The organism is Paraburkholderia fungorum, from assembly GCF_046027605.1.
Classification (GTDB): Bacteria; Pseudomonadota; Gammaproteobacteria; order Burkholderiales; family Burkholderiaceae; genus Paraburkholderia; species Paraburkholderia fungorum_F.
In genome coordinates this window covers 36,743-51,462 of record NZ_JAQQEF010000033.1, presented here as the reverse complement: position 1 = coordinate 51,462, position 14,720 = coordinate 36,743, and the positions used below count along the sequence as shown (strand labels likewise).

General features: G+C 64.8%; 10 protein-coding genes. 3 read left to right on the top strand and 7 right to left on the bottom strand.

Going from position 1 to position 14,720, the window contains the following annotated elements; translation table 11 throughout:
- The 3 genes from PQR53_RS34155 to PQR53_RS34145 form a co-directional block, all read right to left on the bottom strand.
- Complete coding sequence (locus PQR53_RS34155) at positions 1 to 1,719, bottom strand: FAD-dependent oxidoreductase (RefSeq protein WP_408464263.1); 1,719 nt, start codon at positions 1,717 to 1,719, stop codon at positions 1 to 3.
- Between the two features lie 134 nt (positions 1,720 to 1,853).
- A complete protein-coding gene (locus tag PQR53_RS34150; protein ID WP_408464261.1) occupies positions 1,854 to 3,806 on the bottom strand; it encodes an AI-2E family transporter in 1,953 nt (650 codons plus the stop codon).
- A gap of 130 nt (positions 3,807 to 3,936) precedes the next feature.
- Complete coding sequence (locus PQR53_RS34145; protein WP_408464316.1) at positions 3,937 to 5,217, bottom strand: DUF445 domain-containing protein; 1,281 nt, start codon at positions 5,215 to 5,217, stop codon at positions 3,937 to 3,939.
- Positions 5,218 to 5,439: 222 nt separating this feature from the next.
- Between PQR53_RS34145 and PQR53_RS34140 the strand changes: the two genes are divergently transcribed.
- Genes PQR53_RS34140 through PQR53_RS34130 form a run of 3 tightly spaced genes read left to right on the top strand, consistent with a single transcriptional unit; the run spans position 5,440 to position 10,083 of the window.
- Entirely contained in the window at positions 5,440 to 6,582 is a 1,143-nt protein-coding gene (locus tag PQR53_RS34140; RefSeq protein ID WP_408464259.1) for a metallophosphoesterase family protein, read from the top strand.
- A complete protein-coding gene (locus PQR53_RS34135; RefSeq protein ID WP_408464257.1) occupies positions 6,579 to 9,203 on the top strand; it encodes an AAA family ATPase in 2,625 nt (874 codons plus the stop codon). Before PQR53_RS34140 ends, PQR53_RS34135 begins: the two co-directional genes overlap by 4 nt.
- 52 nt (positions 9,204 to 9,255) lie before the next feature.
- On the top strand, positions 9,256 to 10,083 hold the full coding sequence (locus PQR53_RS34130; protein ID WP_408464255.1) for an alpha/beta hydrolase: 828 nt from the start codon (positions 9,256 to 9,258) through the stop codon (positions 10,081 to 10,083).
- A gap of 9 nt (positions 10,084 to 10,092) precedes the next feature.
- Here the strand turns inward: PQR53_RS34130 and cobJ are convergent, their stop codons facing one another.
- Genes cobJ through cobG form a run of 4 tightly spaced genes read right to left on the bottom strand, consistent with a single transcriptional unit; the run spans position 10,093 to position 14,670 of the window.
- Positions 10,093 to 11,808 carry a precorrin-3B C(17)-methyltransferase gene (gene cobJ / locus PQR53_RS34125; RefSeq protein WP_408464314.1) on the bottom strand — a complete coding sequence of 572 codons (1,716 nt, stop codon included), beginning with the start codon at positions 11,806 to 11,808 and terminating at the stop codon, positions 10,093 to 10,095.
- Positions 11,805 to 12,536, bottom strand: coding sequence for a precorrin-2 C(20)-methyltransferase (locus tag PQR53_RS34120; RefSeq protein ID WP_408464253.1), 732 nt, complete (start codon positions 12,534 to 12,536; stop codon positions 11,805 to 11,807). The genes cobJ and PQR53_RS34120 overlap by 4 nt, the downstream gene beginning before the upstream one ends.
- Entirely contained in the window at positions 12,537 to 13,163 is a 627-nt protein-coding gene (locus PQR53_RS34115) for a precorrin-8X methylmutase (protein ID WP_408464251.1), read from the bottom strand. It lies immediately after the preceding gene.
- On the bottom strand, positions 13,156 to 14,670 hold the full coding sequence (gene cobG / locus PQR53_RS34110) for a precorrin-3B synthase (protein ID WP_408464312.1): 1,515 nt from the start codon (positions 14,668 to 14,670) through the stop codon (positions 13,156 to 13,158). Before cobG ends, PQR53_RS34115 begins: the two co-directional genes overlap by 8 nt.
- Positions 14,671 to 14,720 lie beyond the last annotated feature (50 nt).

Below are 14,720 nucleotides of genomic sequence, written 5' to 3'. Positions count from 1 at the left end.
TCAATTCGTCAGACTGGCCGTCACGGCGCTTTGCACGTTGGCCGCGCTGCCTTTGCGCCAGCGGGCGAGCACATGTCCATCCGGCCGGATCAGATAGACGGTGCCCGGCGCCGCGTCGAGCATCTCGTGCAAGCGGCCCGCCGGATCGACCACATGCGCGCTGGCAGGGCGCGGCGCATCGCCGCTGATCAGCGTGACTGCCTTGAACGGAATGCTATGTTCGCCAAGCGCGTGGTGCAGTTGCTGCCATGCGTCGTCTTGTGCCGTGTCCGCACCGAAGCGTAGTGCGGTGAAGCAGGGCCCAAGCAGATCGGTGAGATGAATATCGACGGCTGCACCCTCGCAAACCCGTCGCAGGCGGCACTCCGGCAATACCGTGCCTGGTGCCGGACCTTTGGCGAACGTGCCTGACGCCACCGCTGCGATCCAGTTGAGCGGCGACTTCACATACGCAATTGCATGCGTCTGCCGCGGATTGATCAGCGGCCGCACGGCGGCGTGACGCTCGGCAAGTCCTAACACGGCCTTGCGCATCAGATCGAATGCGAACGAGGGCGGCGCCATGAATTCCGTGCTCTTCATCCCGTAGCTCAGGTTTTCACGCGCGGCGAAAACGCGTTCGTCGCTGTAGCTGTCGAGCAGGCGCTCCGAGGCGATGCCGTTGACCACGCAAGCGAGTTTCCAGCCGAGATTATCGGCGTCGTCGATGCCGGAATTCGCGCCGCGCACGCCGAAAATCGGCACGAGATGCGCGGCATCGCCCGCGAACAGCACCGAGCCGTGGCGATAGCGCTCGAGCGTCAATGCATTGGCCTTGTAGACGGTAATCCAGATCGGCGTCCATTCGCCTGTTTCACCCATCGAGTCGAGCACGCTCTGCACGCGCGGCATCACGTTGTCAGGCTGGATCGCGGCCTCCGGGTCTTCATCGTCGCGAAGCTGGTAGTCGATGCGCCACACGTTGTCGGGCTGCTTGTGCACCAGTACCGTCGAGCCGGGATTGGAGGGCGGATCGAAATAGGCGAGACGCTCGGTGGCGCGCTCGCTCTTCAGTTCGATATCGACGATCACGTAGCGGCCTTCGTACGTGGTGCCGGTGAGTTTAAGGCCGAGCGCTTCACGAATCGTGCTGCGGCCGCCGTCGCACGCGACGACCCAGTCCGCGTGCATGGTCCAGGCGGTGTCGGCGGTGCGCAGGTCCAAGGTAGCGCCGGTTGCACCATGCGCGGCATGCTGCTCGATGCCGGTCACGCGGGTTTGCCAGCAGATCTCGATCAGATCGGCGTGCTGTTCCACTTCGTCGAGCAGCAGCTGTTCGATCTGGTATTGCGCGATGTTGATCATCGGCGGCAGCGATTGCTCGTCGTCCTGATGCATCGTGAAGCGGAACACTTCGGCGTCGCGGTAGAAGCTGCGGCCGCCCGTCCATGGCAAGCCCTTTTGCAGGAAGCCGTGCACGGCGCCGAGGCGCTTGAAAATCTCCAGGCTGCGCCGGGAAATGCAGATCGCGCGGCTGCCGGTGCACACGCCGTCGTCGGCCTCGATCAGCACCGAGCGCACGCCCTGGCGAGCCAGCGCGAGCGCCAGCGTCGTGCCTACCGGCCCGCCGCCGACAATGGCGACGGTGCGCCGCACCGGGTCGCGGCCGTCGATCAGCGGCGGCACCACGCCCGCATAGTGACGAGGCGTGAACGGATAGGGTTTGAAGCTGCGGCTCATGCGTGTCTCCTGGATCTTCGATGCCGGTGGATTGCCCGCCGCGGCCTGAGTGCGCTCTGGAAGCGGTGCGAATCGATAGCTGAAGTATGGAGGAGGGGCGGCGCGCGGCTGTCCTCATTTTGGGTACATGAAGCTCAGTCAGCCCCGGCCGCATGCGAAGGCTGCCGCGCGTGCTGCATGCTTGCGCCCAGCTGGCATTCCTCGATCATCGCGCGGAACGTCGGCGCCGTATGCGAAGCACCGGTCGCGCCCATCTCCGGAGCGCCCTCCGGTGCGCCGCCCACGCCCACCACCAGGGTCGCCCTGGGCCGCCATTCCCGCGTGCGCCGCAGCATATTGCGCAGATACGGCGGCGAGTCCGGCGCGTCGAGCGAGATGATGCAGATGATCGGCGCGTCCTTGAAGCTCGGTTCGTCGGCACGCGCGCTGCGATAACCGGAGTGCGTCGCCATCATCGGTGTGAGCCCCTGGCGTCCAAGCAATTGCACGGCGATCGCGGTGGTGACCTCGTCGAATGCGCCGCGTCCGGGCACGCACAGCACCGACGTCCTGTCGGTCTCATGGCGCGCCTGCTGGCGTGCCGGGAGGTCGCTCTCATGGCGCTCCGAAAGATCGGCCGAGGCCGAAGCCAGCAGCGCCTCGGCGGCGTCGGCCGAGTCAGTGCGCGACAGGCGGTCCGGGAGCCCGTCGGCGATCTCCAGGTTTTCGACGATGTCGACCAGCGCGTCGTTGATCCGCGCTAACTGGTCGGGCATCAACACGCCGCGCATCGCGTCGTTGCGCGCGAGCTTGAGGCCTTCGAGCGCGACCTTGTCGTAGTAATCGATCAGCGACATCTCGCGCAGCAGGCGCTCGGCCTGCACGATGGCTTCATGCGGATCGTCCGCCAGAAGCCTTTGATAGAAATTTTGCGCGGGCGTGAGGGCGGGCTGGTCGCCCAGCAGTACCGTGAGAAAGTTCAGACGATCGGCGTAGCGGCCCAGCGTGACGACGCACAGCGTGAGCGGCGTGGAGAGCACGAGCCCGATCGGCCCCCACAGCCAGCTCCAGAAAATCGCCGCCACCACCACCGCGAGCGGTGACAGACCCGAGCGATGGCCGTATAGCAGCGGCTCGGCGATCTGCCCGGCCACCACATCGACGACGATAAACAGGATCAGCGTATAGACCGCCATGGTCCATTGAGGCTGGATGGCGGCGGCGAGAAACACGGCAAGAATCGCGGCGATCCAGATGCCGATGTACGGCACGAAGCGCAATAACGCGGCAATCACGCCGAACAGCAGCGCCCCCGGCACGCCGATGATCGCCAGACCAATCGCGATGATGCCTCCCGCGCTGAGATTCACGCCAAGTTGCGCGACGAAATAGCGGCTCAGCCGCACGGCGGCGTCGTTAATCGCGGTGGTAGTGCGGTGCAGATCGCGCGAACCGAAAAGACTGATCAAACGGTCGCGCAGATCCTCGCGCTGAAGCAAGATGAAGATCGTCACGACCAGCACGATAAAGGTCGTCTCGATCGGCGCAATCGCCGGTGATAGCGCGCGCTGCGCAAGTTGCATCGGCGTGGGCGAAGGCTCGTGGACTTCGACAGGCTGCGGCACGGCGGGCGCATTGCGCGCCGCGCGTCCAGTGGGGCGCGGTGGGTTCGGCTTGGTTGGCGCGACCCGTTGCAGCGTGGCGGCGGCGCGGCTCATCAGTGAATCGGCCCGCCCCACGGTTTTCTCCTGCACGGTCTCGATCTTCTGCTCGATCGCCACCTGATACTGCGGCAGATCGCCGGCCAGTTGCACCAGTTGCGCCCCAATCAAGCCACCCACGGCCAGCAGGGTGGCGAGGGCGAACAGCACCGCGATAAAGATCGACGGCAATTGACCCATGTGCAAGCGCCGCAATGCCTGCACCAGCGGGGCGAGCAAGAAGCTGAGCAGCACGGACAGCGTGATCGGGATCAATACCGCACGGCCGAAATACAGCGCGCATACCACCACCACGCCGGTAATCACCGACGCCAAGCCGTGCAGGCTGGGCGTGCCTGGCGGGTATACGCGGTTCGGCCGTCCATGCGGCGGTAACGATATTTTCATGAGCACACTTTTCGAGGTTGACGCTGTCGCTTCCATGAGGGGCGCGGGAATGGAAGGGCGGCTGAGACTAGCGCCAGAGCAAGTCATATGCCTGGATTGTAGGCGCTTTGACGCGCGGCGAACCAGCCCCTTAGCCGATGTGCAAACGCAGCAGCTCGAACAGCTGCGAACTCGCATACAGCAGCAGGCCGATAAAGCCGCCCACGATCGTGCCGTTGATGCGGATGTACTGCAAATCCTTGCCGATGTTCAGCTCGATTTGCCGGGACATGTCGCGCGCGTCCCAGTTCTTCACTGTATCGCTGATGTGGCGAGTGAGGAACTGGGCGAAATCCGGCGCCATGGCGCGCGCCGCTTCTTCCAGATGGTCGTTCAACGACTGACGCAGCGCGGGGTCGTGCGCCAGTTCGCGGCCCACCCATTGGCCCATCGCCATCACTCTGGCGTGCAGCGCCGATTCGCTGCTTTGCAGATCGCGCTTGAGCCATGCGCGCAATCCGCCCCACATGTCCTTCACATACGTGCTGAGCGCGTCGCCTTCCACCAGATACCGCTTCAGTTCCTCGCCTTTTTGCAGGAACGCCGGATCGGTCTTGAGTTTGCCGATCAGCTTCTGCGCGGCGTCGTCGAATTTCTGGCGCAGTTGATGGGTGGGATTCTCGCTGATCTGCTCGAGCATCCGGTTCACCGCCTTGGCGATCGCCTCGGCGCCTTTTTCGCCGAGCCACGCCGACGGCAGGATTTTTTCCATCTTCGGATATTCGCTCTTCACCCACTCGACGATGCGCTCCGCGATAAACTCGCGCGCCTGCGGTTCACGCAACAGCGCCACGACCTGTTCGATGCCGGCGTCGAGCAGTTCCTGGTGACGGCCGTCTTTGGTGAGCGTGTCGAGAATCGCGCCCATGGATTGCGACAGATCGACTTTGGCCAGCACGTCGCGCAGTGCGTCTTTAATGAAGACCTGGATGCGCACGTCGTCGGTCAGTTCGAGAATGCCGCCCGTCAGCTTGACGACATAGTCGCCCAGACGCGCGGTGTTGGCCGGCGTGGTCAGCCACGCGGTGATGCTTTGTGCCGGATCGTGTTTCTGGATCAGGCCGACCAGCGACGGTACGTCCAGAAACTTGTCCTGCACGAATACCGCGAGGTTGTCGGCGATCTTGTGCTTGTTCTTCGGAATGATCGCGGTGTGCGCGGAGACAATGGGGATCGGCACGCGGCGAAACAGTGCGACCACGGCGAACCAGTCGGCTAGCGCGCCGACCATGGCGGCCTCGGCCACCGCCTTGATGCCGTCCACCCAGATGCCGCGCGGCATGAAGGCAGTCACGACGAAAACGCAGGCGGCGGCCGCCAACAGCAGCAACGGCGTGCGCTTGGCTTGCTTCAGTTCGGTTTCTTTGTTCATCGGCAGCAGGGCGGAGGCGTTCAGGTCGATTGAAATGTGCGGTGCGATTGGCATGCTCGTCCAGAAACGCGAGTGTAGCGCCGCTGTTCCGGCATGGGGTCCGGCTTTGGCCATTCCTTGATCCGCCGCGCGGTAACATCTGCGGTTAGACTGCGTGGCGATGCTTGAACGAGCGCTGCATGCGCGCTGAAAGACGATGCAATTGAACGGAATGGAGGCACATTGATCAGGTTTCTGCACACTGCGGATTGGCAGATCGGCACGCAATTCGGCCAGTTCGAGCCGGACGAAGCCGCGCATCTCGCGGAAGCACGCTTTGAAACCGTGCGCCGGCTCGCCGAGGAAGCGGCGGCGCGCCAGGTCGACGCCGTGCTGGTTGCCGGCGACGTATTCGACCTGCAGACCGTATCGGACACGGTGATCCGCCGTTTGTTCGGCGCGCTGCAAGCCTTCCCGGGCCCGTGGATCATGCTGCCCGGCAATCACGACGCCGCGCTGGTCGAGAGCGTGTGGACCCGTGCGCAGCGGCTGAACTGCATTGCGCCCAACGTGCGGGTGGTGCTCGAACCCGGCGTGGTGACGCTCGACGCCTGCAAGGCCGCATTGCTTTGCGCGCCGCTCACGCAACGTATCACCTACGACGACACAACCGGCTTCTTCGACACCACACCGACGCCGCCCGGCTATCACCGCATCGGGCTCGCGCATGGCAGCGTGAGCGGGATCCTGCAGGAGGGCATCGATTCGTCGAACCCGATCGCGCCGACGCGTGCCGCGAGCGCCCGTCTGGACTATCTCGCGCTGGGCGACTGGCACGGCCATTTGCGTGTGGACGAGCGCACCTGGTATGCCGGCACACACGAGCAGGACCGGTTCCGCGCCAACGATCCCGGCTTCATGCTCGACGTCACGCTGACTGAGCCAGGCGCCGCGCCGCTAGTCGAAGCGGTGCGAGTCGGCAAATATCAATGGCATCGCTGGGAAGAAACGATCTCCGTGCCGACCGATGTGGATTCGCTCAAGCTGCGCCTCGCCGCGTTGGGCAGTCACGACGTGTTGCGGGTCACCGTCGGCGGCACGAGCGCCTTGGCCGAGGCGCAAGCGCTTCACGTCGCGGTGGAAGAAACCCGCGCGCGGGTGCGTGCGCTACGCGTCGATCTGAGTGGCCTGCAAGTGCTGCCCACCGCCGACGATCTCGCCGAACTCGGCGCGCAAAGCGGCTATCTGGCGAAAGTGGTCGCGCGCTTGCGCGGCCTGCAGGAGGACCCGCAGTCCGACCCGCAACAGGTCAAACGCGCGGCGGAGGCTTTATTATTGCTGGCGCGTTTTCAGCGTGAACTGCCGCGCGAAGCGAGGTCCGCATGAAGCTGGAAAGCATCGCGATTCAGGAGTTCAAGCAGTTCACCGACCGGCTCGTTATCGGCGATCTGCAGCCCGGGCTCAATCTGTTCACCGGCCCGAACGAGGCCGGCAAGAGCACGATCGCCGAAGCTGTGCGGGCGGTGTTCCTCGAACGCTACAAGGCTTCGCATCTGAAAGACCTGTTGCCATGGGGCAAGGCGAGCGGACAACCGTCGGTTGAAGTGACGTTCGATATGGATGGCACGGCGTGCCGGCTGTCGAAGCAGTTCGTCACGCGCCAGCGCTGCGAGCTGAAGATCGGCCAGGCGGTATTCGGCGAGGATGAAGCGGAAGACAAGCTCGCTGCGCTGCTTGGCTTTTCGCGTGCCGCGCGTGGTCCGTTGAAGGCTGAAAATGCAGGCGTTCCCGGTTTGTTGTGGGTGCAACAAGGTGGCACGCAGGAAGTACGCGACTCCACCGGACACGCGGCGCAGTATCTGCGCGATGCCTTGTCGCAACTGTCGGGCGGTCATGAATCGGCGGGTGAGGATGCGCTGATCGCGGCGGTGCAGCGCGAGCTTCGGCAACTGCTCACGGCGCGTACGCAAAAGTCCACCGGACCGTTAGCCGAGGCCGAACAGAGCCTGGCGGCATTGATTGTCGAACGCGACGATCTGGAGCGGCAGCGTCAGCAGTTCGACGAGAATATCGCGCGCCTTGCCACGCAGCAGGAAGCTTTCGAGGATGCGCAGCGCAAGCGTCCCTGGGCGCTTCACGAGCAGAAGGCCGTAGAGGCGCAGCAACGCGCGGATGCCGCGGCGGAGCTCGAGCGCAGTCTTCAGGGGCTCGCGCAGTCGTTGAAATTGAGCGATGCGGAACTGGCGCTCTCGGTGCAGCAGGAGCAGGCCGCAACGGAGCTGGAAGCGGCCGTCGCTCGCGAGCGGCAGCAACTCGATGCCGCGCGAGCCGATGTGTCGGCGCTTCAGAACGAACATGCGCAGACGCAGGCGCGTGTGGCGCAATTCGAACAGATATACGCCGATGCGAGCCGCGCGCAGGAACTGGCGAACGCTGCCGTCACCGTGGGTGATTTGCGGAGTCAGATTGCGCTTCACCGCACCGAGCGCGAGCGGCTGGAGGCGTCGATCAAGGCCGCGGGCAAGGCGAACGAGGCCGTGCTTGAAGCGACGCGCGCGGCGGCCCTGCTTGAAATCGACGGGGCGCAACTGAAGCGGCTCCAATCGCTCGATGCGGAGTTGACCGTGCTGCGCGCGCGGACTGAAGCGGCGATGACGCGCATCGAGTATCGCTTGAACGGGGCGATTACCGTCGGCGATACGGAGGTGAGCGGCGAGGGTGTACTGCGGCTCGACGAGGAGAAGCGGATCGGCCTTGGCGCGCTCGGTGAATTGCGGGTGATTCCGGGCGTGTCCGATCTGTCCGCGCAACTGTCTGAGCTGGCGTCGCTCGAAACCCGGCATGCGCAGTTGGTGCAGACGCTTGGCGTTGCTTCACTGGGTGAGGCTGAGGCCAGGCACGAGCAGTGGAAGGCACTCGTCGCGCAGCAGAAAAGTCAGGCGAAGATACTCGAGGTGCATGCGCCCCAGGGTATCGACGCGCTGCGGGCGGCGCTGGCTTCGGCGGATGCACGATTGCAATCGGCCAATGGACGGCTTGCGGCTTTGCCCGATGTGTCCGCCGCGGCTCCGCTCGACGAGGCGCGCCGCAACGCCGAGATCGCGCGCGATGCGCTGGACGCCGCCAGGACAGTCCTCACGCAAGCCGCCGAAAAGCGCTCGACCGCCACGGCCACGACGGAATCGCTCGCCGCGCAGTTGCAGCGCAAGGAAGCGCAGTTGAGCGACGCAGCGTTCTGCCGCAACCGCGCACAGTGGCAGACGAAAATCGTCGAACAGCGTGTGCAGGTTGAGGCGTTGAAGAAACAGCTCGAGGGCCGCGAGCGCGAGTTGGAAGCCGCGCGTCTGGACGATCCGGCGGCTGAGGCAAAGCGCTATCGAGCGTCGGCGGAACTCGCGCGCAACGAGCAGCACGAACGGCAAGTGCGGATCGCGCAGTTGCGCAGTCAGCTCGAGACGGTGGGGGCATCCGGCCTCGGCGAGCGTCTTGCGGTGGTCAACGCAGCGGTCGAGCAAGCCACGCGCCGCAAGGACGAACTCAGCTTGCGCGCGAGTGCGTTGAGCTTGCTGGACGAAGTGCTCGTCGACGAACGCGATGCAGCGGTGGCGCAGTTGCGCGCGCCCTTGACCGAGCGGCTTGGGCACTACCTGAAGCGGATTTTCCCGCAGTCGACGCTCGCGCTCGGCGACGATCTGAGCCCCGCGACGCTGGATCGTTATGGCCGTGCGGATACGCTCGATGCGTTGAGCTTCGGTACGCGCGAACAGCTCGGCATTTTGACGCGGCTAGCCTATGCGGATCTTTTGAAAGCATCGGGCCGCCCCACCTTGCTGATGCTCGACGACGCCGCCGTGCATACCGATGCGGCGCGGCGCGAGGCGATCAAGCGCGCACTGATCGATGCGGCCACGCGACACCAGATCCTCGTGTTCACATGCCATCCTGAGCTTTGGGACGATCTGGGGGTGAGGCAGCGGGCGATCGATGATTTGAAGGTGGCGGCTTAGGGGCTTGAGGGCCTTGGAACGGATTGATTTCGATGAATGACTCGGGGATATCATGACTCAACTCTATCGCGGCATGGATCAAGTGGCGCTGCGCGCGGCCTACGACAACGTAGCGGCGGTGGCCGACGTCGCCGAACGCATGCTCGGGTTTCAGACGCGCAGCGCGGCGTTGTATGCCGCTGTGCCATGCCGGCGTGATGTCGCGTACGGCTCTCAGCCACGGCAACGTTTCGACTGGTTTCCTTGCGGCAGGCCTGACGCGCCAATTTTCGTATTCATTCACGGCGGCTACTGGCAGGCGCGCAGCAAGGAGGATTTTGCGTTCGTCGCGAGTGGGCCGCTGGGGTGCGGCTTTAATGTCGTACTCGCGGAATACACGTTGGCGCCGCAGGCGTCGATGACGCAGATCGTCGGTGAAATCGATGCGCTGCTGGCGGCGCTGGCGGCCGATCGCGATGGGCTCGGCACGCGGGGCCCTGTTTGCCTGGCAGGGCATTCCGCGGGCGGGCAGTTGAGCGCGCTTTATCGCACGCATGAGTCTGTGGTGCACGCCATGCCGATCAGCGCCCTGGTGGACCTGGAGCCGATTGCGATGTCGTGGCTCAACGAGAAGCTGCAGCTCACGCAAGCAGAGATCGATGCTTATAGCCCGATGCGGCACATCGGCAAAGGTGTGCCGATGACGGTCAGCGTCGGCACAGCCGAGTTGGCGGAACTGGTTCGGCATTCGGAGGAATATGCGGCGGCGTGCAGGCAAGCGGGTGAGCAGGTCGAGTTTGTGGCGCTCGCCGGGTGCAATCACTTTACGGTTCTTGAGGACCTTGCGCGAGCGGACGGGGAGCAGATGAGGGCGTTGGTGAAGGGAATGGGGCGACTGTGAGCAGCGTGCTCACTCATACCAGCGCGGCGTATAAACCCACTCGCCACCGTCGATGCCATTAGCAAACCCCCGCGTCGTCGATGACCCCACGATCACCATCGTCCGCATGTCCACATCCGACGCTCGCAATTCGCCGAGTGTGGTCGTTCGCAGGGTGCTGCCTGGTCTGCCGATATCGCGGCCGAGCACCACCTTCGTGGCTGCGGCGCGGTATTCCCGCACAATGTCCAGTGCCTTGTCCAACTGCCAGGGCCGTGCGCGAGAGATCGGGTTGTAGAAAGCCATCACCAGGTCTGCTTCGGCCGCATGCTTGAGGCGCTTCTCGATGATGGTCCACGGTTTCAGATTGTCGGATAACGACAGCATGCAGAAGTCGTGGCCCAACGGTGCACCGGCTTGCGCGGCGGTCGCCATTGCGGCGGACACGCCTGGCACGATCGACAACTCGACGGCATGCCAGGCCGCATTCGGCTGCGCGTTATCGAGCGCCTCGAGCACCGCGGCCGCCATCGCAAACACACCGGGGTCGCCCGACGACACCATCACCACCGAACGTCCCGTGCTCGCTAACTCGAACGCGTGACGCGCGCGCTGCATCTCCTCACGATTATCCGTGCCGTCTACGCGTTGATCCGCGCGAAACGGGCCTGCCATTTTCACGTAGGTTTCGTAGCCCAGAATATCGGTGGCTTCGTTTAATGCTGTCCGGGCAGCGGGCACCATCAGGTCAGCGCTGCCGGGACCGAGGCCGATCACCGTCAGGCGGCCACGTGGTCGGCCGATTGTGTCCGGATCGATGGCCAAGGCTGCCAATGCTAGCGCGACCCCTCCGTCTGCGTCATCGTGCAGCGTTTGATAAGCGACGCGCAGCGCGGCATGCAGCAAATTGCTCGGCGGCTCGCCGTCTTCCGGGCGCGGCTGAGCAAAACGCAGCGGCACGTTCAGACGGGCAGCGACATCAGCGAGCGCCGGATCCGCCATGTGTTCAGAAGAAGCCAGCAACGCGGCGAGAGAAAGCGTGGCGAGACCCTGGGCGTCCAATGCCTGGCGCACGCGAGCTGCTATCTGTTCGCCGGATTCCGTGCGCACCGTCACCGCCGCGACCACGCTCCGCGGATGAATCACCAACTCATCATCACGCCCACGCGAGGCGCGCGGCGTCACGCGAATCGCGAGACGCGCCGAATCAGAGCGCGGCAGTTGCGCATCGTCGAGCCACGGCGCTTCGCCTTCAATCCGCGTGCTTTCTCCGGCTAGCAGATCCGACACGAAGCGCTTACCTTGCACGATATCGGCAAGCGCATAGCCTTCAGGCGGATTGAGCACACACGTGCCAAAGCGCAGTTCTCCGCTCGTCGTAATCGCTGGCGACACACCCAACACAGCCGCAATCTCACGCGCGATCACGTTGACACCTGCAAGGCCGCCGAGCAACGGCACGACCGCGCTGCCATCTTCGGCAACCGCCAAGACCGGTGGCTCGACGCCCTTGTTCGACAGCAACGGCCCAACGCATCGAATCACAATCCCGGCGGCGCACAGCGCGACGATCGGCGTGCCGCGCGAATACAGCTCACGCAAGTGCGCGCCGAGCTCGGTATACGCGACGTCAGCCTCGACTCGCCCCCGCAACGCATGCACCTCGCAACCGGCATACAGCGCCTGAATACGTCGTGCGGTTTCCAGCGCGCCCGCACCGAGAATCACGATCGCAGGCGGCGTCATCCTTGCCATTTTTCCCCCGGCACGACGAGCAGCGAAAAATACGGCGAAGCCATCGGATTGACCTCGGCGAGCGGCACGATGCGTTGATTGCCCATCGTTGCGCGCTCAACGTAAAGCGCACGATGCGCGAGTCCCAGTTCGCCGAGCACGCGCCGCACCTTATCGAAATTGCGGCCGAGTTTCATGATGACGGCAGCGTCGGCATCGGCAAGACGCCGGCGCAATTCGTCCTCGGGCAAGACGCCGGAGAGCACCGACAAACTCTGATTGCGATACACCAGCGGCGCACCGAGTACCGCCGCGCCACCGAGCATCGAGCACACGCCGGGCACGACCTCGGCCTCGAAGCGGGGCGCGAGCCGGTCGTGCAAGTACATATACGAGCCGTAGAAAAACGGATCGCCTTCGCAAATCACCGCGACGTCGCGGCCCGCGTCCAGGTGACCCGCGACGATTTGCGCGGCGGTGTCGTAGAAGTCGGCGATGATCGCTTCATACGAAAGCGGCGGCTCGAGCGCTTCGGTGGTGACGGGATAAACGAGCGGCAGATGCTGCTGGGCGTCATGCAAATGCGCTTCGATGATGCTGAACGCGTTGCCCTTCTTACCCTTCGCAACGAAATACGCGACCACGTGTGCCCCTTTCAACAAACGCAGCGCTTTTAGCGTGATGAGTTCGGGGTCGCCAGGGCCGACGCCCAGTCCGAATAAACGTCCCTGCACGGTCATTTACTCGACCTCCGTCGCCAGCGCATTCACCGCGGCGGCGGCCATCGCGCTGCCGCCGCGTCGACCGTGAACCACGACGTAGGGCACACCGCGGCTGTCATCGGCAAGCAGCGCTTTCGATTCGGCCGCGCCGACGAAACCGACCGGAAAGCCAAGGATCAGCGCAGGCTTCGGCGCGCCGGCATCGAGCATGTCGAGCAAATGAAAGAGCGCGGTCGGCGCGTTGCCGATCACGACCACGCTGCCTGGCAGATGCGGCCGCCACAATTCGAGCGCGGCGGCCGAGCGGGTGTTGCCAAGTTCGCGCGCGAGCGCGGGCACGTCCTGACGCGTGAGCGTGCAGATCACCGCGTTGTTCGCGGGCAGTCGCGCGCGCGTGATGCCTTGCGCCACCATGCCGGCATCGCACAGGATCGGCGCACCTTGTGCGAGGGCCGTGCGGCCCGCCGCGCCTGCACCTTCAGAGAACTGCAGGTCTTCAATGACGTCGACCATGCCGCAGGCGTGAATCACGCGCACCGCGAGTTTCTCGAGGTCGGCGGGAATGCGCGAGAGATTGGCCTCCGCACGTATCGTCGCGAAGGATTGGCGATAGATCTCCTGACCGTCGCGAATGTAATCAAGCATCTGAAGGGCTCCGGGCCGGGTGTGCCAATGAGTCGAGCATGTCGGCGGCCTGTTCGATCGTGAGGTGGCGCGCGACGCACGAGCCGAAACCCGGCTGGCCGTCGCGTCGATAAAGGTCGTAGATGCCGGCCGCGGCGGCCAGCAGGGTGTACGGCGCGCAATGCGCGGCGGCGCACGAGCGCGGACAGCCGCTCAGATGGATCTCGACGCCATTGGGCAAGCGATCCGCTAGAAGCAGCGCGTCGGCTTTGGTATCGGCGAGGCCTTTTACGCAGCCTGTTGAACCGGCGCAGGCGATCAAGTGTGTGATGGGCTGCGCGGGATCGCAGGCAAGGCCTAGCGCGACCATTTCAGCGAGCACGGCGGGCGCGGCATGGGCGGCGATATCGGGTAGCAACACGCTTTGCCAGGGCGTGATGCGTAGCGTGCCGTTGCCTTGCTGTTGCGAGAGCGTGGCGAGGCCGCGCAGGGTCGCTGCGTCGAGGCGTCCGAGTGGGGGTTGGCCGCCTACGTGCAGCGTGCCCACCACGCGCTGGGCGTGCGCGCCGAGTCGCAGGGAGGCATCGGCAGGCGTGGCGCGTTGCCAGTTTGCAAGCGACGTGTCGTGTGACAGCGGGAAATCGACATACGTTTGAGCGTGCTGCAATACGGTGTCGATCGAATGTGCGGTAAGCACGTGACGCATGCGCGTGGCATCGGCGGCTGCCAGATCGAGGAACGTATGCAGCAATGCGCGGACCAGGGCGGCGACTTGCGAAGGCAGCACGGTTGCAACGGCGCCGGTATTCGCGTTCGCCATCACAGGCGGACAACCCGCCAAACCAAACACAAATCGCACACCGTCTCCAGCTTGCGTGGCCGCCAGCCAGACATCATGCGGATGATCGAGCCTCGCAAGGCGCTCACCCCCGTCGAGCAACAACGCGAATTTCGGCGACAGCGCCGCGAAACGCGCATCGCTTTGCAGCAGCGCGAGAAGCTCGGCGCAAAGCGGTCTCGTGTCGAACAGCGCGAACGGATCACGCCCGGCTGCGGGGCTGATCATGACGTTGCGCACGTCGTCGGCGGCCGAAGCCAGTTGCAGATTCGAAAAGGCATGCCGCAAGTCCGCCGACCGTGCCGTTGAAGCGGCCGCTCCACTCACCGTCGATTCGACGGCCGCATCCGCTGCACCCGATGTCGGCATCGGCGTCGGCGTCGACATCGGCCCGAGCCCCGCATCGACCAGCGCCGCGATCAGCGCCGCCTCATGTCCGCCGCGCACGCCACGCACCTGCAGATTCGCGCGATTGGTCAGCTCCACCACCCCAGCCGCATGGCGCTCGCTCACATCCGCGATCACCGCCGCCTGCGCCGCGCTCAGCTCGCCGCCGGGCAATTTGATCCGGCAAATCCCGCCATCGCGCGCAGCGACGATGCGCAGCAGCCCCGGGCACGCCGAGGGCCGCAGCGCGAAGGCCGCGTCGGGCAAAACAGTGGAGGGCGAAACTTGCTTCAAGACGGACACCGGGTTGAGCGTCGCGCGATGGCCCGAGCGCCGCCCAGCGGGCATTGCTG

What these genes read in the sequence shown, in the direction of transcription:
- PQR53_RS34150 (WP_408464261.1), bottom strand. Translation starts at nt 3,806, where the DNA reads ATGAAAATATCGTTACCGCCGCATGGACGGCCGAACCGCGTATACCCG.
- PQR53_RS34145 (WP_408464316.1), bottom strand. Translation starts at nt 5,217, where the DNA reads ATGAACAAAGAAACCGAACTGAAGCAAGCCAAGCGCACGCCGTTGCTG.
- PQR53_RS34130 (WP_408464255.1), top strand. Translation starts at nt 9,256, where the DNA reads ATGACTCAACTCTATCGCGGCATGGATCAAGTGGCGCTGCGCGCGGCC.
- PQR53_RS34115 (WP_408464251.1), bottom strand. Translation starts at nt 13,163, where the DNA reads ATGCTTGATTACATTCGCGACGGTCAGGAGATCTATCGCCAATCCTTC.
- cobJ (WP_408464314.1), bottom strand. Translation starts at nt 11,808, where the DNA reads ATGACGCCGCCTGCGATCGTGATTCTCGGTGCGGGCGCGCTGGAAACC.
- PQR53_RS34135 (WP_408464257.1), top strand. Translation starts at nt 6,579, where the DNA reads ATGAAGCTGGAAAGCATCGCGATTCAGGAGTTCAAGCAGTTCACCGAC.
- PQR53_RS34155 (WP_408464263.1), bottom strand. Translation starts at nt 1,719, where the DNA reads ATGAGCCGCAGCTTCAAACCCTATCCGTTCACGCCTCGTCACTATGCG.
- PQR53_RS34120 (WP_408464253.1), bottom strand. Translation starts at nt 12,536, where the DNA reads ATGACCGTGCAGGGACGTTTATTCGGACTGGGCGTCGGCCCTGGCGAC.